Source organism: Gimesia chilikensis (genome assembly GCF_007744075.1).
GTDB lineage: Bacteria > Planctomycetota > Planctomycetia > Planctomycetales > Planctomycetaceae > Gimesia > Gimesia chilikensis_A.
The window spans coordinates 7313997-7333515 of record NZ_CP036266.1 but is presented as its reverse complement, the minus strand read 5'-3'; the positions used below and the strand labels follow the sequence as shown (position 1 = coordinate 7333515).

Annotated in this window: 21 protein-coding genes; 10 read left to right on the top strand and 11 right to left on the bottom strand. The window is 53.5% G+C overall.

Translation table 11 applies throughout. The features are described from left to right. Positions 1 to 78: 78 nt before the first annotated feature. Positions 79 to 597 (top strand): hypothetical protein, encoded by a 519-nt coding sequence (locus tag HG66A1_RS27700; RefSeq protein WP_145191973.1) that lies wholly within the window; start codon positions 79 to 81, stop codon positions 595 to 597. Positions 598 to 618: 21 nt separating this feature from the next. Here HG66A1_RS27700 and HG66A1_RS27695 read toward each other — a convergent pair whose 3' ends face one another. Continuing rightward, the gene (locus HG66A1_RS27695; RefSeq protein WP_145191970.1) at positions 619 to 858 is read right to left on the bottom strand and encodes a hypothetical protein; all 240 of its coding nucleotides are present in this window, start codon (positions 856 to 858) and stop codon (positions 619 to 621) included. Between the two features lie 473 nt (positions 859 to 1331). Between HG66A1_RS27695 and HG66A1_RS27690 the strand changes: the two genes are divergently transcribed. After that, on the top strand, positions 1332 to 2354 hold the full coding sequence (locus tag HG66A1_RS27690) for an alpha/beta hydrolase family protein (RefSeq protein ID WP_145191967.1): 1023 nt from the start codon (positions 1332 to 1334) through the stop codon (positions 2352 to 2354). A gap of 10 nt (positions 2355 to 2364) precedes the next feature. Here the strand turns inward: HG66A1_RS27690 and HG66A1_RS27685 are convergent, their stop codons facing one another. Continuing rightward, on the bottom strand, positions 2365 to 2892 hold the full coding sequence (locus tag HG66A1_RS27685) for a hypothetical protein (RefSeq protein WP_145191964.1): 528 nt from the start codon (positions 2890 to 2892) through the stop codon (positions 2365 to 2367). Between the two features lie 238 nt (positions 2893 to 3130). Here HG66A1_RS27685 and HG66A1_RS32580 point away from each other — a divergent pair, with 238 nt between their 5' ends. The 5 genes from HG66A1_RS32580 (at position 3131) to HG66A1_RS27660 (ending at position 8872) form a co-directional block, all read left to right on the top strand. Beyond that, positions 3131 to 5137 (top strand): GDSL-type esterase/lipase family protein, encoded by a 2007-nt coding sequence (locus HG66A1_RS32580; protein WP_232106687.1) that lies wholly within the window; start codon positions 3131 to 3133, stop codon positions 5135 to 5137. A 65-nt stretch (positions 5138 to 5202) separates the two neighbouring features. Further along, on the top strand, positions 5203 to 5922 hold the full coding sequence (locus HG66A1_RS27675) for an NAD(P)-dependent oxidoreductase (RefSeq protein WP_145191962.1): 720 nt from the start codon (positions 5203 to 5205) through the stop codon (positions 5920 to 5922). A 160-nt stretch (positions 5923 to 6082) separates the two neighbouring features. Then, positions 6083 to 6466, top strand: a complete 384-nt coding sequence (locus HG66A1_RS27670; RefSeq protein WP_197993692.1) for a BlaI/MecI/CopY family transcriptional regulator — start codon at positions 6083 to 6085, stop codon at positions 6464 to 6466. 3 nt (positions 6467 to 6469) lie between these two features. Next, positions 6470 to 8398, top strand: a complete 1929-nt coding sequence (locus HG66A1_RS27665) for a M56 family metallopeptidase (protein ID WP_145191956.1) — start codon at positions 6470 to 6472, stop codon at positions 8396 to 8398. A 159-nt stretch (positions 8399 to 8557) separates the two neighbouring features. Continuing rightward, a complete protein-coding gene (locus tag HG66A1_RS27660; protein ID WP_145191953.1) occupies positions 8558 to 8872 on the top strand; it encodes a hypothetical protein in 315 nt (104 codons plus the stop codon). Positions 8873 to 8909: 37 nt separating this feature from the next. Here HG66A1_RS27660 and HG66A1_RS27655 read toward each other — a convergent pair whose 3' ends face one another. From HG66A1_RS27655 to HG66A1_RS27620, 8 genes are all read right to left on the bottom strand, one after another. Next, entirely contained in the window at positions 8910 to 9563 is a 654-nt protein-coding gene (locus HG66A1_RS27655; protein ID WP_145191950.1) for a hypothetical protein, read from the bottom strand. A 10-nt stretch (positions 9564 to 9573) separates the two neighbouring features. Next, positions 9574 to 10986, bottom strand: a complete 1413-nt coding sequence (locus HG66A1_RS27650) for a sulfatase (RefSeq protein ID WP_145191947.1) — start codon at positions 10984 to 10986, stop codon at positions 9574 to 9576. Positions 10987 to 11151: 165 nt separating this feature from the next. Beyond that, positions 11152 to 11694, bottom strand: coding sequence for a hypothetical protein (locus HG66A1_RS27645; RefSeq protein WP_145191943.1), 543 nt, complete (start codon positions 11692 to 11694; stop codon positions 11152 to 11154). Between the two features lie 246 nt (positions 11695 to 11940). Beyond that, a complete protein-coding gene (locus tag HG66A1_RS27640) occupies positions 11941 to 12243 on the bottom strand; it encodes a hypothetical protein (protein WP_145191940.1) in 303 nt (100 codons plus the stop codon). A gap of 9 nt (positions 12244 to 12252) precedes the next feature. Next, positions 12253 to 12555, bottom strand: coding sequence for a hypothetical protein (locus HG66A1_RS27635; protein ID WP_145191938.1), 303 nt, complete (start codon positions 12553 to 12555; stop codon positions 12253 to 12255). Positions 12556 to 12731: 176 nt separating this feature from the next. Continuing rightward, complete coding sequence (locus HG66A1_RS27630; protein ID WP_145191935.1) at positions 12732 to 13178, bottom strand: DoxX family protein; 447 nt, start codon at positions 13176 to 13178, stop codon at positions 12732 to 12734. A 22-nt stretch (positions 13179 to 13200) separates the two neighbouring features. After that, a complete protein-coding gene (locus tag HG66A1_RS27625) occupies positions 13201 to 13572 on the bottom strand; it encodes a cupin domain-containing protein (protein WP_197993691.1) in 372 nt (123 codons plus the stop codon). A 136-nt stretch (positions 13573 to 13708) separates the two neighbouring features. Further along, on the bottom strand, positions 13709 to 14200 hold the full coding sequence (locus tag HG66A1_RS27620; RefSeq protein WP_145191929.1) for a carboxymuconolactone decarboxylase family protein: 492 nt from the start codon (positions 14198 to 14200) through the stop codon (positions 13709 to 13711). A gap of 118 nt (positions 14201 to 14318) precedes the next feature. Here HG66A1_RS27620 and HG66A1_RS27615 point away from each other — a divergent pair, with 118 nt between their 5' ends. From HG66A1_RS27615 to HG66A1_RS32240, 3 genes are all read left to right on the top strand, one after another. After that, positions 14319 to 15806 (top strand): PLP-dependent aminotransferase family protein, encoded by a 1488-nt coding sequence (locus HG66A1_RS27615; protein WP_145191926.1) that lies wholly within the window; start codon positions 14319 to 14321, stop codon positions 15804 to 15806. A gap of 396 nt (positions 15807 to 16202) precedes the next feature. Then, positions 16203 to 16769, top strand: a complete 567-nt coding sequence (locus tag HG66A1_RS27610) for a hypothetical protein (protein ID WP_145191923.1) — start codon at positions 16203 to 16205, stop codon at positions 16767 to 16769. A gap of 15 nt (positions 16770 to 16784) precedes the next feature. After that, positions 16785 to 17510, top strand: coding sequence for a hypothetical protein (locus HG66A1_RS32240; RefSeq protein WP_197996842.1), 726 nt, complete (start codon positions 16785 to 16787; stop codon positions 17508 to 17510). 75 nt (positions 17511 to 17585) lie between these two features. On the opposite strand, the gene HG66A1_RS27600 is transcribed toward HG66A1_RS32240, so the two are convergent. Then, positions 17586 to 19505, bottom strand: coding sequence for a PQQ-dependent sugar dehydrogenase (locus HG66A1_RS27600; RefSeq protein WP_145191920.1), 1920 nt, complete (start codon positions 19503 to 19505; stop codon positions 17586 to 17588). Positions 19506 to 19519: the final 14 nt, after the last annotated feature.

The following is a 19519-nucleotide window of genomic DNA, read 5'->3' as shown; positions in this document are numbered from 1 at the left end:
ATTGAACTATCGTCCCGCAACAGTTAGTCTGATCTGAAATTGAATTCCCACTCCCCGTCAGAAGCCAAAGGAACTCCCATGAGTTTTGATATTTTCTTCCAGACGTCTCGACTCAGTGATCAGACCGAGGAAGCCGTGAATCCTTTTACCGGCGAAGTCATGCAGAAGCCGGTGGGGGAGTCCCTTTCATCGGCCGACCGTGATGCGTTACGCGAATTGCTGACGTCTCATGGAGCGACCTTGCCACTGGACTCCAACTGTTACCAGTTTGATTTCTCCGATGGTTCCGGCTTTGAACTTTTCATGGATCACCTCGACTCCGATGCCGATGTCTCGGGAGGCATGGCTGCCTTGCGTGAACTGACTACGGAAATACTCAACGTGCTTTATGCTCTGGCCGAGGCAGGGAACATGGTCATGCTTCCCGCGATGGAAGAGACACGTCCCCTGGTCACCTCGCGCGAAGTGGCAGATCGGGTGGCTTCCCGCTGGCCTGACGTGCTCGTTCTTACTTCTGCTGAAGAACTGGGCGCCTTTTTGCAGCAAGGTTTCGCAGGTTGGGAAGCATACCGGGATCGTGTCACAGGTGAAGACTGAGAGACATCCATTCCAATTCTCTCAGTCGACTTGAACCGGGTAGGGGACCGGATCGATAGAAGGTTTGTTCTGTCGCTCCGGATCCGTCAGACGGGAGTTTAACTCAAACACGCGTTTCTTCTTTTCCGGATTTTTAGCCCAGTCAATATCCTGGGTCAGCTCGATCAGCTCGCGTGTCACCGGCCCCATTCCCCGAATGTTCTTATTCGCCGGTATGAGCGTGACCCCTTCTGCATCGACAAAAATCAGGTGATTTAACAACAGCAGCAGACCCGTCAGAAACGCGAATAAAAACGCGCATAAACCAGATGGTCCGTGTAAAATTGATCCTGACAAACGTAACAAACGCGAAAGCATAGAGCACCCTCTTTCTGAATTAGCGGGAACCCGCCAAAACTGTTCGTAAAGTTTAGGAAGAAATGTATTGTGCCTGTTTTTTAAGGGTTTTGGTCTCGTTGTGAATCACATCGAACGTGTTGGGGGGAAGGGTGCCAGACACGGAGAAGACCATGTCTGAGATTAGTATGTGAATTTGTGTATTAGTGGTCAACCTGATTATTCGTTTAATCCCATTAATTATTAATAATCTTTAATATTGAGGTCTGCTGCCAAATTTGATTTGAATCCGCTGGATTTCCATTATCTTTTAGAGACGCGCTGTGATCGCCGGTGTTCAATCAGTAAGCCGCTTACTTATGCCAGGTAGATGGCTGTTTCCGTCGAAAGAGAAGAGCATGAATGTCTTACGACCCTCTCCGTGGTTGCTTTATTCAGGACTCCTGTTTTCACTGACCTCTGTCACGCAGGCGGCGCAGTACGATCCCCTTAAAACAGAGTCAGGCAAATCCGCAGCTCCCATTGATCTCACCATGCAGGATCAAAGTCGAAATCGCGATATCCCCCTGCGGGTTTATCTTCCGAAATCAGAACAGCCCGCGCCGGTCGTGTTATTCAGTCACGGTCTGGGAGGCGCCCGTACCGGCTCACAGTATCTGGGAGAGCACTGGTCGGCCCGCGGCTATGTCGTGGTTTACCTGCAGCATCCGGGCAGTGATGAAGCGGTCTGGAAAGACGTCCCCGTCTTACAGCGTCTGCGGGCACTCAAGTCCGCGACCACCCTGCAGAATACCATCGATCGTTACCAGGATGTGAGTGCCGTCCTCGATCAGCTCACCCGCTGGAATGGTGAATCACAGCATCAGTTTCATCAGCGAATGGACCTCAGCCGGGTCGGCATGTCGGGCCACTCTTATGGAGCAGTGACCACGCAGGGCGTCAGCGGTCAGTCCTGGCGGCTGTTGGGAAAACGTTATACCGATCCCCGCATCAAAGCCGCTGTCATGTTCAGCCCCAGCATTCACGGCCGTGCGGAACCTGCAGACTCCTTCGGACAGGTTTCGATTCCCTGGATGTTACTCACTGGCACCAAAGATACCTCACCCATTAACGACACCACCGTCGCCGACCGCCGCGAAGTCTACCAGGGACTGCCGGACAGCATCGACAAATACGAACTCGTCCTGTTCGACGCGCAACACTCCGCTTTTTCAGACGGACGACAGCGCCGCGGTCTGGCGCGCCGGAATCCCAACCACCACAAATCGATTCTCGCCGTCACCACCGCTTTCTGGGATACCTACCTCCTCGACAGCAAACAGGCCCGCCAGTGGCTGCAGGGCAAAGCCTGTCGTGGGCAACTCGATCCCGAGGACGAATGGCAGTTAGAGGTTTCGAAAACCGGGCCCGTTAAAAATTAATGGTTCTGGCTTACTGATCGTCCAACTGTTTTTTCTTTTTCCGTTTAAACGGATCCAGCAGAACACCTTTACCGTGCTTAAATCTGTTTTTGGGGTCGGACAACACTTTAGTCCAGAGCTTGAATAGTTTTTCTCGGTCTGCCTCGTCATAGCGTATTTCACCGGAGGCCTGCAGTTCTGCCGTCAATCCGTACCAGGCGGAGAGTGAGTGCTTGATCTCACCCTCTGCGGCAGGTGGCCCCCAGTACTCGATCAGCAGCAGATGACAGATCGCAGTCCGGTCTTTGTGTTTCAGATTCTTCAGCAGCCAGTTTTTATCTTCCGGGGAAATTTGTTTCGCAAACCGGGTCGCCCGCCGGGAAATGCGTGGATAAAACCCAAAGAAATTGCCTTCCCATTCCACGTCCGAATTATCCAGTTTCGGCTCGGTGATCTTCAGCTCAAGTTCAGATTTCTTCTCCGCATCTGCCACTACAGCAGCGTTGTCTACCAGCAGGATCATCAGCAGCGTTAAGAACACAGAACGGAAATGAATCATAAGGAGCCCGTTGAATAGGAGAATCTGGGTTTGAAACTGAGAGTTCCCGTTTGAGCACTTAAGGGAAAGGTACATTCATCATACCGGGTCAAGCTGCAGATCCTAAGAGAATTCTTCTCGATTCCGGGGCAACTCTTCTTTGAGAATGAGCAGACACAGGGGATATGCACAGCTATAATAAAGGCTATTCTCAAACACCTGTGAACGTTCTTCAGAGTCCTCACTAATGGAGATTCCCGTGCTCAAGCCAATTTCCACCGCGCGTCGCCCCTTTGTTTGTTTAACACTGGTCTTCAGTCTGCTGACGTTGATCTGTCTGACGTCTCTCACTCACGCAGAGGAACCCGCATCACCACAGTGGCAGTTCTCAGAGGAATTGCTCGAACCGGTCTGGAAAGGCGATACCGTACGCGGAGAATCAGCCCTGTTTATTCGTGATTTGAGAACGGGTCAAACGAAAGCTTCGCTGCTGTTCCCAGCACAGAAAGTGCTCAAGATTACGAACAGCGCGGGAGACATCACTTACGAAGAAGGTCGCGACTACCAGTGGAAACCCGGCTCGCGCGAAATCACACTCCCTGAAAACACACGCATCGTCTGGAAGTTTCCCACCCAGATGCGGCGCCCCGCGAACTCACAACGGCACAAGCTGACGCACCGCGATGGTCACGGTGAAATCTTCTTCGGCGGACAACTCGAATACCACGACCTGCAGACCTGCATCACTTATACCCACGCACCCGTCGACTGGAGTAAGATTACTCCGGTCTTTGATGCCAAAGTACTGCCCCGTACGATCAAGAAACTGCAGAAACATGACACAACCTCCATCGTCCTGCTGGGCGACAGCATTTCCACCGGCTGCAATGCCTCGGGCTGGGCCGGAGGGGCTCCCTTCCAGCCGGCATTTTTCGGACTGCTTCAGGAGAACCTGCAGCACCATTATCAGAACCGGATCGCATTGACCAATCTTTCCGTCGGCGGTAAAGACACGAAGTGGGCGCTGACACAAGTAGACGAAGTGGTCAAAGCCGACCCCGACCTGGTCATCATCGCCTTCGGTATGAATGACTCAGCCGGTCGTTCGGCGGAAGAATTTAAAGCCAACACTAAAGCGCTGATCGAACAGATTCAGAAAAAACAGCCCCGGGCAGAATTCATTCTGGTCGCCCCCATGCTGGGGAACCGGGACTGGATTCGACTCAAACATGAACTGTTCCCCCAGTATCGCGACGCACTGGCGGAGCTTACAAAAAGGGGAGTCGCTTTAGCCGACATGACCTCCCTCTGGACCGAATTCTTCAAACACAAACAGGACTGGGACCTGACCGGTAACGGCGTGAATCATCCCAACGACTTCGGGCACCGCGTCTATGCCCAGGTGCTCTCAACGCTGCTCATTCCTGAAGACGAAACCAACGCCGCCTCAGAGACCAGTCTGCCCCCCGAAGTCTTCTCCCTCTGGGACGGCAAGGCCCCGATCGGTGCTGACCAGTTCGAAGAGGCAGACGTGAAACTCACGCTGCATCGCCCCGTAAAACCGAACGGCGCTGCCATCGTCATCTGTCCCGGCGGCGGATATCAGCGCGTCGTCACCGGCGGAGAAGGGCACGGCATCGCTGCCTGGCTCAACAGGCATGGCGTGACAGGGATTGTCCTCGAGTATCGCATGCCCGAAGGTCGCTCCTTCGTGCCGCTGATGGATGCCCAGCGGGCGATCCGCACGGCCCGCGCGCATGCGAAAGACTGGGGCATCGATCCCGCGAAGGTCGGCATCATGGGCTTCTCCGCAGGCGGGCACCTGGCCTCCACCGCCGCCACACACTTTGATGCCGGCGATTCCCAGGCACAGGATTCCATCAACCGTCAAAGCTCCCGTCCCGATTTCGCGATTCTCGTCTATCCCGTCGTCACCATGGGCGAAACCACGCATGGCGGCTCGAAAAAGAATCTGCTCGGTCCCGATCCAACGCCTGAGATGATCGAACTCTTCTCGAATGAAAAACAGGTCACAGATCAGACACCGCCAATCTTTCTAGCCCACGCGGTCGACGATAAACCGGTGCCCATCAAAAACAGCCAGGCACTCTATGCAGCCCTGCAGGAAAAACAGATTCCATCCAAACTGCTCGAACTTCCCGATGGCGGACACGGCCTTAACGGCTACAAAGGTCCCTCCTGGGATGCCTGGCAGAAACAGTCCCTGGAATGGCTCGCAGAACTGAAATTCATTCCGCAACAGTAACGAACGACGTGGGCAGTATGCTCAGCAGGCGATCCGACTGCAATCACCAGTGAAAGATTCATAGTATGACCACCCTCGTTGTCGGCGCTACCGGTGCCACCGGACGGCTGCTCGTGGAACAGTTACTCAAACGGAACGAACCCGTGAAAGCCTTCGTGCGACGGACCGGCACGTTCAATGAATTCATCACCACACATCCCGACTTCACCGAAATCCAGGCCAGCGTGCTTGACCTGAGTCCCGATGAACTGGCGCGTCATGTCGCAGGCTGCACCGCGCTTGCCTCCTGCCTGGGGCATAACATGACATTCAAAGGAATCTTCGGCAAACCGCGGCTGCTCGTCACCGATACGATCCGCAAACTGTGTGCAGCGGTTCCTGGCTCAGGCACAGCGCAGCCTGTGCGCGTGGTGCTCATGAATACCGCGGGCAACAGGAACCGCGATCTTGCGGAGCCGGTGTCGTTCGCCCAGCGCTGCGTGGTGAGTCTCATCCGCACCCTGGTCCCTCCGCATCGGGATAACGAACAGGCCGCCGACTACCTGCGCATGCAGATCGGTCAGAACCATGACCTAATTCAGTGGGCCGCCGTTCGCCCCGATTCCCTGATCAATCTGGATGAAGTCACTGCGTATGACGTTTTCCCTTCACCAACGCGCAGTGCAATCTTCAACCCCGGCAAGACCAGCCGCATCAACGTGGCCCACTTTATGGCGGAACTGGTGACCCACGACGAAACCTGGCAACAGTGGCAGGGGCAGATGCCCGTGATCTATAACCGGTGAGATTGACTCGGGTTAGATGCTTTACATTCCGTAACCCGAGGAACGCAAAACACGCTTGGAAAATGTATTCGCTAAAAAATTAGCTTTTCATGTTGACGCCGCTTTGCAGAAACGCTAAAAAATTAGCGTAACAATTGCTGCCATGCACAGGGAACAGCCCATGTCACAACAGGCCCAACTCAGTCGGCGGGAACGCCAGATCATGGATTCGCTCTATTCGCGCGGGGAAGCGACCGTGCTGGAGATCCAGAGTGATCTGCCCAGTCCGCCCACTCCCACTGCAATTCGCACCATGCTCCGCATCCTGATGGACAAGTCACTGATCCAGCGGCACAAACAGGGGCGTGAATTTGTTTACGCCCCCACGTCTCCCCGACGCCCGGAGGGCACCAAAGCCCTCAAACATGTCGTTCAGACCTTCTTTGATGGTTCCTTCAAGCAGGCCCTCGCAGCACAGCTCGCCAGTGATGACGAAGCCCTCACTGACGACGAATTACGCGAAATGGTCAAACTGATTAAAGCAGCTCGAGAAAAAGGAAACTAAGCGATGCAAACGATTCTGCAATACATTCCGTTCATCGGGCAGCCTGATTTCCTGCTGGACCTGATTATCAAGTCGACCGTTGTCTTGCTCGTCGCACTGGTCGCCACGCGACTGCTCCCACAGGCCAGTGCAGCCGTTCGTCACACGGTCTGGAGCGGCGCCCTGCTGGCGGTGCTCGCCTTAATCTTCGTCAACGGAAGTATGCCCAAGCTGACGCGACCAGCGCTCGCGACTCAGGAAACAGCATCGTCCTTCTCCGCACCGTTGACCAGCAACACACAACAGACGATCCCCGGATCTTTACCTGAAATCTCAGCACAGCCTGCGGACTATATGAAGCTTCCAGCGGCGGGTAATACACAACTCCAGAATGCTCATGCCCCCGCAGCATCCCTCCCGCGTGTCGACATTCACTGGAATGCCATCTGGCTGACGGGAGTTCTGGTGATGCTGATTCGGCTGGCGTTGCTGCAGTTTCGCCTCCACGCTTTCAGCAGACAATGTAACATCATCGCAGAGGGGCCGCTCTTCGATCTGCTGCAACAATGTCGCGTTGAACTGAACTGCTCTCAGCCTGTCACTCTGTTAACGACCGATCAACGTTCGCTCCCCATGACGTGGGGGGTAAGGCGTCCATCGATTCTGTTGCCCCGCGAAGCACAGAACTGGACGGAACGGGAAGTCCGCTGTGCCCTGCTGCACGAACTGGCACACGTGGCCCGTCGCGACTGTCTCTGGCAGCTGCTCGTGCAACTAACACATGCCTGCTACTGGTTCCATCCCCTGGTCTGGTTTGCCTCGCGGAAACTCTATCTCGAACGAGAGCATGCCTGTGATGACATCGTTCTGCAGCACGGCACCCGGGCGTCTGACTATGCAGATCAACTGCTGCAGGTGGTCTCCGCGTTTCGATCCAGCCGCAGTTTGAAACTGACAGCCGTCTCGCTGGCCGCAGAGAGTGGGTTTTCCCGCCGCCTGAAGTCCATTCTGCAGGAAACCCGCGACCGACGTCCGGTCAGCCTCCGCACGCGGCTGGCACTCACCTTCACCTTTATCGCGCTGACGGGGCTACTGGCGATCCTCCCGGTCGCCTTCGCGATAGACGCATCTGCTGATCTACCGCAGATACATCAGGTAGCGAGAATCGATCGCCCGCTGCAGACAGAGGCAAAAATCACAGCCCCCGCGAAGTCCGAACCCAGCGGAGGACCGGACGTCCCGCTGAAAGCTGTGGCACAATCACAACAGCTCCCAGCACAGACCAGCGTTCAGGAGCCGCTTCCTGAGCCTCCCGGCAAGGTCATGCTCAGAAACGGAAAACAGCAACCCCGGGTGTTCGAAGAGCACCGTCCTGCGGTCCGTTCACTGAATATCGTCTTTGCCCACGATCCGGGAATCGGAAATTACGATGGCGTCGTGGGGCGTCCGCAGGATATCTGGAACATGGTTGACCTCGGCACGACCGCGGTTGACTACACGCGGTATAGCGATGCCACACCCAGCACCGTTCGCCTGCGTATTACCCGGCACGATGGTGAGTGGGGCATCCAGGGCCAGTCTGGGATCTTTCAGGGCTACATCTATCACAACTGCCGCTGTGTCGATCTGCAGACCAGGGTACTCGATCTGCCAGGCGGGAAATACAAAATCTATGTTTTCGCGCACGGCGATGCTCCGAATCAGAACGCGAAAATCGAACTCAAAGTCGGTAATCGCGTCATCGGTCAGAAAGCGACCGCCAGTGACGGCACCTGGAACTATCGCAATCAGCCTTACCGTGAAGGCGTGCAGTACGTCAGCTTTGATTTTGACATCAAGACAGGCCAGGAACTGACCCTGACCAGCTTTCGTGCGGACAGCGATTATTCCATGTTCAATGCGATTCAGATTGTACCCCAGACTAATCTACCGCCCGCTCCCCAGGACCGGTAAGCTGTTGTGAGATATAGGCTTATCGAAAGGTGTAAATGGCCGCCGTTGATTTTTCTGGAAACCCGGACAGGGACTGCCTAAAATAGGAGGACGCCAACTCAATCGTACAAATGTAATTCATACGCGAATTCTGTTTGCTGCAGAGAGGGAGGTCCTGTCATGTCGAAACTCACAGTCAAACGTGAACCCGGTTGTGCCGACAAGATGCGCAAGTTTTCAATTCTGGTGGACGGCGTTTCCATCGGCTCCATCGCGGAGGGGGAAACGCTTCACTCCGAAATCAATCCACAGAAACATCGGATTGAAGCCCGCGTCGATCTGTGCGGCAGTCGAACTCTGGAAATCGATGGCACTCACGATCAATGTCTGACGGTCCGCAGCGGACTCCCCAGCTGGCACGGCGCTCACAGCCTCTATAAAGTCTTCATCGACCGCAAAGGCTATCTCGAACTGGAAGTGAATAACGAGAACTGATGCGGTGCGAAACTAGATTAAAGTCTGATGGCTTATTTCACTCGTTCCAGAACACAGGAACATATTTGATCTCATGCACATTGTAAGCGGCAACCACTCCACTGTGTGCCTTTCCGCTCACACGGATCGACTGAATGGCATAATGATAGTCTGGCCCCAGTTTCTGTCGCGCCAGTTCCACAGCTTTGGTTCCTGCAGAACCTTTAAGCAGGACATTGAACAGCACGCCTACGAATACAACCAGCAGAAAGCCTGCCAGAAACGCGGACTGCGGTCTGCCGGTACGACGACCACTTTCCCGACGTGCTTCCAATACCGGCGTTGAACGCATCTGCCGATAAGTCCAGATCAGCAAACCAACCATCGTTGCATAATAGACTCCCAACAGGAGACACTGTCCGGGGTGCAGGCGAATCAGACTGACCAGCAGTCCCACGGGTTGCAACAGGGGTGCCAGCAGCAGTCCGCCGGCAAACAGCATCAGCATGAACGCGGAGAACCAGGTGACCAGCGTTGTTGCTCCCAGGCTCCCTCGATATAAAAACAGACCCAGGATGACAGCGAAGAGATTGAAGCTGGATGAATAGTTCTGGCGCTGCATCAGGCAGTAGATCATCAACCCGATATCAAGCAGACCAAAGCCTATCCAGGCCAGCCCCACGCGTCTTAAGATGACACGATAATCCATCATACGGATGTAATCACTTTCCGCCAGGTTTCCCGTCGCGGCCTTTGATCTGGTTCAACTGTTTTGACAGTGTTTTACTCTCGTCGGTTCGTTTCTCCGCCACATTCCGGTTTTCCAGCGGATCAGAGCTGTGATCGTAGAGCATGCGTGATGTCCGTTTCCCTTTGGGATTGGTGTATTCCGTGTAACGCAATGCGTCGGTGCGGATCGTGTCGCCGTTACGGAAACGGCTCACGGCAGCCCCTTTCCATTTCGTATCCGGATTCCGCATCAGTTCGACAAAGCTCTGGCCCGCCAGGTGTTCGGGTCGTGGAATCCCCGCAAGTGTGCAGAGGGAAGGGTAGACGTCAATCGTTTCGATCAACGCCGACCGCCTCTGTCCTCCCTGGATGCCCGGTGCCCGGACGAGCAGGGGAATCTGCAGCGAACTTTCGTAACAGCTGTGTTTGCACCACAGGGTATGATCACCCAGGTTCCAGCCATGATCGCCCCAGAGCACGACGATTGTATTGTCGCTCAGTTCCAGTCGTTCGAGTTCCGCCAGCAGCTTACCGATCTGGGCGTCGGTATAACTCACACAGGCATAGTAGCCGTGAATCAGGTTGCGGGCGGTCGCTTCGGACACGGGGCCCTTGCGGGGAATGCCCGCGTAAGCCCGCAGCTCACCCGAATTGTGAATCGATTCCTCCGGTGCGTCCTGCGGCACTTTATAATTCTCGGGCAGCTGAATTTTATCATGATCATACAGGTCCCAGTATTTCTGGGGTGCGATAAAGGGGAGGTGTGGCTTGAAGAAACCGACGGCCAGGAAGAAGGGTTGCTCTTGCTTTTTCAACTGCTGCAGCTTCGAAATTGCCTGTTCGGCCAGCACGCCATCCGCGTAAGCGTTGTCAGGGACATCCGCTGATTCCCATGCGGGCCCCTTGGCCTTCCGCTTGCCCTGTTTCTGTCGCTCCTCGTGCAGTTTTTGGTTTTCGGGCCGCTGATACCAGGCGACGCCTTTGGGACGCCAGGCCGGCTCCGACCAGCCCTGTGCACTGTCCTGAGGATGATGGAAGATCTTCCCCATGGAAACCGTGTAATAGCCGTTCTGTTTGAACTGGGTGTTCATAGTCGTAATGCCCGGTGCATCGCGGTCGGCCCAGGTCAGAAAGTTGACGAACCGCTTACGGGCCGGGCGAATTCCGGTCATCAGACTCGCCCGCGAAGCCCCGCAGGTAGGGACCATGCAGTAGGTCCGCTCGAACAGCGTACTGCTTTCCGCCAGCTTGTCGATGTTCGGCGAGTGAATGTGCTGCTTCCCATAACAGGCCAGTTCAGGCCGCAAATCGTCGACGGCAATAAACAGCACATTCGGCTTGTCTGCAGCGAAAGCAGGAACAGCGAAACAGAGTACAAACAGGAACAGTAGCGAGCGTCTTTTCATTTTGAATTCCTGAATCGAAAAACGGGATCAATGTTGCGTGGGGACGGTGCGGACCGTCAATCTTTTAATTTCAGCAGATTACTTAGTGTATCAGGTGCCAGTGGTAGTGTCTTCCATCTTCTCTAGACTCAAGTCATGAAGATCGAAATGGGATCGGTGGGATTATCACTCTACCGGTTGCCTCTTTGTTCTTACACACCAGCGATTGTAACTGTTTTCATCGGATGTCCGTCGATAGTATTCTGTCTGAGGGTACAACCCCGGTGCCACATCACTGATTCCAATCGAAGCATGAAATTGGGTGTAATTGTAATCCTTGATTCTGTTAAGTGAATGCTGTGAAGCAAAGCCCACTATGGTCAGCCCGAGCAACGCCCCCTTCTCAACAGGCAGAATCTCACCATGGAAGTTCCCGCCGACGTAAATGTCTGTGTGAGGCGCCCCGGTTTTCACGATGCCATCGAAGTCGGATTCAATCCAGACTTTCAGCGAGTCAACAGAGTGAAGTCTGCCGGTGAAACGCCCTCCGATAAAAATGTGGCAGATTCCATCCGCTCTGATTTCCGCCTGGGGTCCTAAATCACCGGTGATAATGATCTCCGAAATACCTTTGACTTCAATCGTCGCATTCAGGTTCCCGTAGATATGGATCAGGCCCCCCTCATCTGCCTCCAGGTCCTCATGACAGTCCCCTTCAATGACCATCATAGGGACTCCTCTGAAACTGGTAGTGTCGTGGCGGCCTGGAGTTGCCTGAACCGAATAATCCTCCCGATTCTGGCGTTGCCAATGATCCAGGGATTGAGAGAAGAGCATATCCTTCATCACGCTTGCATGTGCAATGCGTATCAGGGTCTCGTTGGAAACAGGCATGGAATTCACAGCCGATCTACAGTGAAGGGGAAATGAAACAGCGGTTCGACAGGAACAGCTGCGAATGTTGCCTCTTGCCTGTCAGCCTAGGAACTTCACGGGAATAATCTCTGCCCAGAAACAATACCCGACCAGACTGAGAGCACCCACCACAAACAGGTAGAAAGTTACTTTCTCTAGTTTATGAATAGATGACTCCGACACGCCGACCAGCAACCTCCCCGCAACGCTGAAGATCCCATACAGCGCGAACGTGATCGCCAGAATCAGCCAGGCATCTTTCCGGAACAGGGTGGCGAAGTAGATCACCGTGACGCCGATGACGAAGAAGACGCCATACATCACGCGTGCGAACGGTTTGTCAGAACTCGAATGCGGAATCATGACAGACTTTCAGGGAGTCGGGGCCTTAAATGCAGACAACAGCAACATCAATACTGTCATCATAAAGCAGAGCGGGCCAAATACCAGATGAAAGTAGATCTTCTTCCTGATTGCCGCATCGACCTGTGCACGCTGTTTCCAGAAATGCGCGATACTCCCGTGAAATCCCCAGTTATAAATATCAAAGCCAAATGCCTTCACTGGTTGCCAGCAGTCAGCCTGTTTCAACAGTGCTAAAAGTCGGAACGCAGAAAGATTTGCGATAACGATCATCACCACAAATGCGGTTTGTAGAATTTCCAGGGAGATCATGTGACAACTCGCCGGCAGGAGGCATGCATCATGTCATCAGCGTTGACGAAATATGAGACTGGTTGTGACAGCCACTGTCTGATGCCACTCTGCTGTATTATAAAATACAGCGCCCCCAACTAAAATATGAATCTGAAAACCATGATGCGCAGCAAGTTTTGTGATTTAAAGTCTGACTAAGCGGCAGCCGGTGTGTGTAATTGTGGATGAGTGGCCAGCAGCAGGGAAGCCGCCGATGCCGTCCAGACCGAGAACGAGAGCGGCCCTTCGGGGCCGGTGCCGAACGTCATGCACAACGCAAAGGTCAACAATAACAGGCAACTGCCCAGGGCAACCGCGCGGAGCTGGATACCAGTAATCAGGCCGACCGCCAGGACGATTTCCAGAATTGTCGCTGCCCAGCCACAGAATACAACCAGGGGCTCTGGCAGAAACCAGAGCAGCAGGCTGGTAAATTCAAGGAACGATTGAAACTCCCCCCAGGAGACTTCACCTGTGCCGGCAGCGCCCCACAGGCCAAAGCGGTCGGCGACGGCGGACAGGAATGAGGCCGCCAGTGCAAAACGGACAAAGTACAAAGCAAAACGGGGTGTGGAAGTCGGAAGCTGTGGAGCGTGGTTCACGAAATTACTTTCTGTCACAATTCTAAGGTCTGTTTTTTTCGGGTGGTTCGGGAATCATCAGTTGTTTCGCATCCGCAGGGTGCACCATCGTGACGATAATCCGTGCCCGCTTCTCGGGATCCGGGTTTCGCCCGACCCGATGCAGGATCATCGCGGGTTCAAAAAACGTATCGCCGGCTTTGAACGTCTGCAGCGGCCCGTCGCCAACCTGGAATTCGAACGTCCCTTCCGCTACATAACCAGAGACGGCACCGGGATGCCGGTGTGGCGGGCTGCCCGCACGAGGATCCAGGGTGACTTCCAGCATGGTCGCCTTCGTCGGTTTCCCCTCCTGCAGTACTTCCAGCTCATCGCTGCGTAAGACTTTGACGTGCACTTTGGGTTCGGCTGACATCGTCGCTGCTGCTGTGCAGACAATCATCCAGCAGGCACAGCAATTGTAAATGGTCGTTCGAAATATCTTCTGTATGCTCACGGTGGTTTCCTCTTGTCTCTTCAGAAATTTAACTTCAGTTGGATATGAATCTGGTTCAAACGCCCGCCAGCTCGGCCCGTTTGGCCCGCATTAGCTGATCAATCAGGCCATGATCGCTATGGAAAGCGATGCCCAGCCGATTCCAGGTGTTGATGATGCCGACTGCCATGGTCAGTTCGCTAATCCCGGCTTCTCCCCAGGCATCGACTGTTGTCTGGTAGAGCTCGTCACTGATGAACCGGGTATCGGCAATTTTGGTCAGCGTTTCCGCCCAGCGAAATGCGGCTTTCTCCTGTTCGGTGAAGCAGGGGGCTTCTTCCCAGACCGCTGCCTGACAGATACGTTCGGGCGTTTCTTCCAGCAGATTCAGCACCTGCGTGTGGTAGTTCACACAGAAGGAACAGCCGTTGATCTGCGAAACCCGCAGGCGAACCAGTTCCAGCAGTCGTGGGTCCAGGGAAGAGTGCTCGAGCAGAGCTTCAACGGCCATCAGGTGTTCGGCTGCTTTTCCAACATGTTTGTAGTAATTGACGCGTTTTCCGGACATGATTATCGCCTTCCTTTCAGGAAACTGGTATGAGTGAGTTGCTTGTGATGCCCTGATTATACGGCTACGATAAAACCGTCAAAGAACCACTTTGGGTGAATTCAATAGGGCCACTTGCATGGGCCGTCGTGCTAAACAACACTTCGAATTTGAAGCGATCTCCATTGATCGTTCTGCCAGCGAGAGCCAGTATCGCCAACTGGAAAATCAGATCCGTGAAGCGATTACAGGTGGCCTGTTAACGGCAGGTTCACGCGTCCCCTCCAGTCGCCGACTCGCTGGAATGCTGGGAGTCTCGCGGAATACCGTGCTGACCGCATACGACCAGCTGATTTCAGAAGGGTATCTGGAATCGGAAACCGGTTCGGGGACCCGCGTCGCCCAATTCCTGCCCGAAGCGTTCGAGTACGTAGAGCAGCCAGAGACTTCCCAGGCAACAGGCAGCTTTGAAGAACTGTTGTCGACTTCAGGAAAACTACTGGCCCGCTACGCCAGCTGGATGCCCGATTTTGCACCGATTCCACAGGCCTTCCGCCCGCACCTCCCCGCAGTTAAAGAATTCCCCACCGCAGCCTGGAACCGTCTCGCAAGCGAACTGGCCCGCTGGTCGATGCGTCACCTCGATCAATGCGATTCGCAGGGATACGAACCGCTGCGACAGGCAGTCGCTGAATATATGGGTGTTTCGCGGGGTGTTTCCTGCAGTAGTGAGCAGGTCATTATCACCTCGGGAGCCCAGCAGGGATTGAACCTGGTGACGCAGATTTTACTTGAGCCCCAGGATGCGATCTGGGTGGAAGAACCGGGCAACGCCCCCGCAAATCAACTCATGGAACTGCTCGGCTTCCGCATCATCCCCGTCCCCGTGGACCAGTCAGGCATTGACCTCACGCGAGTCCCTGAGCCGAAAACCTCTCCCAAACTGATCTATGTCACGCCGGGCGGACAATGGCCCCTGGCAATGACGATGAGCCCGGATCGACGGCAACAACTGCTGGCGGAAGCGGAACGGCATCAGAGCTGGATCATCGAAGACGATTATAACGGCGAGTTTCGATACACAGGGCGCCCGTATCCGACACTGAGCAGCCTGGACCATCGCGGCCAGACAATCTATATGGGCTCATTCAGCAAGCTGCTCTTCCCCGCGATTCGGCTTGGCTTCCTGATCGTTCCCGAACAGATCGCCGGGGCGTTCTCCTACGCCCGCTGGCTGAATGATCGCTTCTCCTCCCCTTTAACGCAGATGGTGCTGCACCGGTTTATCGAGTCCGGCCAGTTTCTCAAACACATCAGGCAGATGCGCTCGTTGTATCAGGAGCGTCAGACCTGTCTGTATGAAATGCTCATGCAGGAACTGGGAGACGTAATCGACGTCGATCTACCCGAATCGGGCATGCATCTGGTGGTGCAGGGGAAAACGCCGCAACTGGATCAGGAACTCATGGCCGCCGCCGACCGGGCTAACATGGAATATCACTCCGTTCGCATGTATGCGCGGGAACCGGAGCAGGTCCCAGGCATGGTTCTCGGCTTCGCCGCCTTCGATCAGAAGCAAATCAAAAAAGCCGTCCGCAACTGGGCCCAGGAATTCAACCAGCGCTGAGCCAGGCTGGTTATTAGGTTGACGAGCAAAGTTCCGCTGGCAATGTTTAAGCATTGTGAGCTTGGTACTGCAGGGCTGTGCGGGGCGAAGATAAGCGGCGGTAACACGTGAATAGAAAAGGTGTTAGGGGGATTGTTCGAACGGAGTGAGTTGTCTGCTTGGGTGGGAGAGTGTCAATGATAGTTTTTTGTTAAAGATAGAGATCCTATTGTGCTAGGTGAAAATCCTAATTAATATATATCTTAACATGTTGTAGTATAATGATTAAGGGTATATATAGGAAAAAGTCTTTGTTGTTTTTGATATAAGTCTTGATTAATGGGTTGGGTGTTTTATAATCCATCAATTGAAATAATAGGGGAATATTGTTGTTATTCTGTAGAAGGGAGTATTTAAATGGGAAAAAAGACGTTGCCCCAAATTGTACAAGACATTTTCGTTCTGCTTGATCCTCTTGAGTCGGAAGATCGCCAGAAAGTGGTGGACTCTGTGATGGCACTTCTGGGGGATGCTATGCCTCGTCCAGGCCGTAATGACGGAGAGGGGAAAAAAGATTCGGGTGATGCTGGGGATGATGCCACTTACGGTCAAAGAGCAAAGAGATGGATGGATCAAAATAATATCTCAGCCGTTATGATCAGCGAAATATTCCATATTGACGGGGATGAAGTGGAAGTAATTGCCAGTGAAGTTCCGGGCAATGGCAAGAAGATGCAGACACATAACTGCTATTTGCTTGCTGGAATTCAGGCACTTCTGTCCTCGGATGAACCTAGGTTTTCTGATGAATGTGCAATTGAGCTTTGCAAACATTTAGGTTGCCATGATAGAAAAAATCACGCAAAAAATAGGAGTGAATTGGGGAATGTTGTGGCTGGTACAAAAAATAATGGATTTACATTACCAGCGCCTGGCTTAAGGGCTGCAGCAAACTTAGTAAAGGAAATGTCCCAAACACATTAGGATTAGGTGATTCAAATGCTGCCAGAAGATGCTTTGAAAGATTTGCTTTCTCAAGATCTTAGGGATCGGGATAAGGCTTTGATATGCTTGGCAACTGATCCAGTCGGGCCACGTGAAATAAAAGATGTAACGGCTTTAGCATTTGGTGCTGGTTGGCGTCAGGTTAAAAGGAAAAACCTTTCAGCAATATTCAAGGCGACAGATGGATTAGCTGTTAGGGCTACAAAGGGTTGGGAGTTGACATCTGCAGGAAGCCAATATGTTGCGAAGCTAGCCGGTCCACTATTGAATTCTCCTATTCCGATCGTAGCATCATCTTTACGTAGTCACTTAGTAAAAATTACAGATCCAGATACTCAGACATTTGCGGAAGAGGCGATTGTCTGTTTCGAAGCTCGGCAATTTCGTGCCGCAATTGTCTTATCGTGGGTCGGTGCAGTATCAGTACTTCACCATCATATCATTAATAATAGACTTGCAGATTTTAATGCAGAGGCTACTAAGCGAAATTCAAAGTGGAAAAATGCTAAGACAGTCGACGATCTAGGTATTATGAAAGAGGATACCTTTTTAGATATTCTACAAGCATTGTCAGTTTTGGGCAAAAATGTTAAGCAGGAACTTAAAAAAGCACTTACACTCAGAAATGGCTGTGGACATCCAAATTCACTTAAGGTAGCTGAACACAAAGCGTCTGCTCACATTGAAGACTTAATAATTAATGTCTTTGCAATATTTTGAATCTGGATTCCAAAAAAATGCCAGGCCCCGCATTGGAACCTGGCACCGATCATAAAATCAGTTTCTTACTTCAGGCTACTCTTTTTCGAGCCGGAAGATTCCTTCGCCCCCTTTGACGGTTTCGACGCAGTAGTACAGATTACCGTCTGCGTCGGTGCCGAAGGCCATCACGGGAACCGTGCTGGTGGAGAGACGCAGGTTCTTGGTCACTTCTCCCGCTTGCTCATCATATTTGAGCGCCCAGATTTTGCCCGAGACGAAGTCGGCGTAAACGTACATGCCGTCCAGTTCAGGCAGCTTCTTGCCGCGGTACACGGTACCGCCTGTGACAGAGCGACCGATACCATGATCGTATTCCCAGATCGGGGCGATCGGCTTCTCCTGCGCGGTCTCGGGACGATTACCAAAGTTGTGTGTGCCTTCACGCACACTCCAACCATAGTTGCCACCTTTTTTGATGATGTCGATCTCTTCCCACAGTTCCTGTCCGACTTCACCGGCGTAAAGCGTTCCGGTCTTGGGATCGAAATTCAGTCGCCAGACATTCCGCAGTCCGTAGGCGTAAATTTCCGGGCGAGCCTTGGCACGATCGACGAACGGGTTGTCCGCGGGGATCGCATAGTTCTTACCGTTTGCCTGCTGATCGACGTCGATTCGCAGAATGGAACCGAGCAGGGTTTCCAGGTTCTGGCCGTTACCCAGCGGATCATTGCCCGAACCGCCGTCACCCAGACCGATGTAGAGATAGCCGTCGGGACCGAATTCAATGGAACCGCCGTTATGGTTTCCGAACGGCTGATCGATTTCCATGATCACGGTTTCGCTCTTTGGATCCGCCTTGTTGGGATCGCTGTCAGAAACCTGGAAGCGGGAGATCTTTGATTTCCGTGGCATTCCTTCAGCCGTGTAGTAGACGAAGAACTGTCCGTTCCTGGCAAAGTCGGGATGGAACGCCAGACCGAGCAGACCTTCTTCGTTGTTCTTCTTCCAGGGAGCGACTGCCTCGCGGATGTCGAGGAACAGCTTTGCCTGTTTGGGAGACTTGGTGTCGATTGTGTGAATCATGCCCCGCTGAGTCGCGACAAAGAGGCGTCCACTGTCATCAGCACTCTTCACAACCAAGGGCCGTAGTGGAACAACCTTACCGGTCTCCTCATTGACGGCTTCCCAGCCTTCCCATTTCAGACCGGGAAATGCGGGAACCCCTTTGATTGCCAGTTCGCCATCACTTGGGTCAGGCGCAGAACCGTCGTCGGCCAGCTTCCGGATTTTAATGTTACGGAAGGAGACAAGATCGTTGTGGTCCTGCAGACAGATGTGCCCTTTCTCAGCTTTGCCGAACTTCGGGAACTTGGAAAACTTGCTGGCAGCCACCCGTTTGTCCCAGTCGGCACTCCCTTTGTTAAAGCGGAAGTAGCGAATGCCGTTCATTACGACTTCGGAACGATCGGGGCCGATGCGCAGGAACAGGTTGTTCCACTCGCCGGCCGGACGTGTGGCATCGGCAGGTTTACTCATTTCTTCTTCAGTGCCAGCCCGGGGTGGAGCCGGTTTGTACAACTGATAGAGCCAGCCCGCTTTCTGAGGGTCATGGCCGTCAACGTTATCCTGGATCTGCACTTCGGGGCCGGTCCGCCAGGGAGTTTTTTCTTCCTCGGTGACGTGGAACATCAGTCCGCTGTTTCCCTCTGGGGAGATCTTGTAATCCAGCGAGAGTTCGAAATATTTGAACTCATCTTCAGTGATGATGTCGCCGGCCCCTTTTTCAGCGCGGGTCAGCACTCCGTCCTTGACCTTCCAGCCATCACTGACGCTGTCTTTCTGATAATTTCTCCAGCCTTCGGTGGTCTTGCCGTCGAACAGCAGCTTCCAGCCACTTTTCTTTTCCGCGGTGGAAAGTTTATTTGCGTCGTCAGAGTTTTCCGCCGCCGAGACTGTCGACAGTGACAGACAGGCAGACAACATAAGCGTCAGCTTGGTCTTTAAGTTTAGCATCACAGGTGCGCTTC

Coding starts and splice junctions, on each gene's coding strand:
- HG66A1_RS27640 (WP_145191940.1), bottom strand. CDS start 12,243: ATGATTCCGCATTCGAGTTCTGACAAACCGTTCGCACGCGTGATGTAT.
- HG66A1_RS27655 (WP_145191950.1), bottom strand. CDS start 9,563: ATGATGGATTATCGTGTCATCTTAAGACGCGTGGGGCTGGCCTGGATA.
- HG66A1_RS27660 (WP_145191953.1), top strand. CDS start 8,558: ATGTCGAAACTCACAGTCAAACGTGAACCCGGTTGTGCCGACAAGATG.
- HG66A1_RS27700 (WP_145191973.1), top strand. CDS start 79: ATGAGTTTTGATATTTTCTTCCAGACGTCTCGACTCAGTGATCAGACC.
- HG66A1_RS27600 (WP_145191920.1), bottom strand. CDS start 19,505: ATGCTAAACTTAAAGACCAAGCTGACGCTTATGTTGTCTGCCTGTCTG.
- HG66A1_RS27685 (WP_145191964.1), bottom strand. CDS start 2,892: ATGATTCATTTCCGTTCTGTGTTCTTAACGCTGCTGATGATCCTGCTG.
- HG66A1_RS27625 (WP_197993691.1), bottom strand. CDS start 13,572: ATGTCAGCCGAACCCAAAGTGCACGTCAAAGTCTTACGCAGCGATGAG.
- HG66A1_RS27670 (WP_197993692.1), top strand. CDS start 6,083: ATGTCACAACAGGCCCAACTCAGTCGGCGGGAACGCCAGATCATGGAT.
- HG66A1_RS32240 (WP_197996842.1), top strand. CDS start 16,785: ATGCTGCCAGAAGATGCTTTGAAAGATTTGCTTTCTCAAGATCTTAGG.
- HG66A1_RS27690 (WP_145191967.1), top strand. CDS start 1,332: ATGAATGTCTTACGACCCTCTCCGTGGTTGCTTTATTCAGGACTCCTG.
- HG66A1_RS27645 (WP_145191943.1), bottom strand. CDS start 11,694: ATGATGGTCATTGAAGGGGACTGTCATGAGGACCTGGAGGCAGATGAG.
- HG66A1_RS27675 (WP_145191962.1), top strand. CDS start 5,203: ATGACCACCCTCGTTGTCGGCGCTACCGGTGCCACCGGACGGCTGCTC.
- HG66A1_RS27610 (WP_145191923.1), top strand. CDS start 16,203: ATGGGAAAAAAGACGTTGCCCCAAATTGTACAAGACATTTTCGTTCTG.
- HG66A1_RS27635 (WP_145191938.1), bottom strand. CDS start 12,555: ATGATCTCCCTGGAAATTCTACAAACCGCATTTGTGGTGATGATCGTT.
- HG66A1_RS27620 (WP_145191929.1), bottom strand. CDS start 14,200: ATGTCCGGAAAACGCGTCAATTACTACAAACATGTTGGAAAAGCAGCC.
- HG66A1_RS27615 (WP_145191926.1), top strand. CDS start 14,319: ATGGGCCGTCGTGCTAAACAACACTTCGAATTTGAAGCGATCTCCATT.
- HG66A1_RS27650 (WP_145191947.1), bottom strand. CDS start 10,986: ATGAAAAGACGCTCGCTACTGTTCCTGTTTGTACTCTGTTTCGCTGTT.
- HG66A1_RS27665 (WP_145191956.1), top strand. CDS start 6,470: ATGCAAACGATTCTGCAATACATTCCGTTCATCGGGCAGCCTGATTTC.